Below are 241 nucleotides of genomic sequence, written 5' to 3' on the forward strand. Positions count from 1 at the left end.
AGCATTCGTAAATGCAAGCATCAAACTAGCCAAGAACCTTCTTTAGTTCTTCAACCTTATCTAGTTGTTCCCATGGTAGTTCAACATCAGTCCGGCCAAAATGACCATAAGCTGCAGTTGGTTCGTAGATTGGTCGCTTAAGGTTAAGCATCTTAATAATTCCCGCAGGACGAAGGTCAAATACCTTACGAACCGCAGCAATCAAGTCTGCTTCACTTCGGGTACCAGTACCATAAGTATC

The 241-nt window shown here is 43.2% G+C and carries 1 protein-coding gene; it reads right to left on the bottom strand.

Features of this window, described 5'->3' with window-relative positions:
- Positions 1-25: 25 nt before the first annotated feature.
- A partial coding sequence (locus tag HMPREF0528_RS08795; protein WP_004896676.1) for a methionine adenosyltransferase domain-containing protein occupies positions 26-241 on the bottom strand: 216 nt, incomplete at its 5' end.

The sequence above is a fragment of the Lactobacillus johnsonii ATCC 33200 genome, from assembly GCF_000159355.1.
In the GTDB taxonomy this organism is placed as follows: Bacteria; Bacillota; Bacilli; order Lactobacillales; family Lactobacillaceae; genus Lactobacillus; species Lactobacillus johnsonii.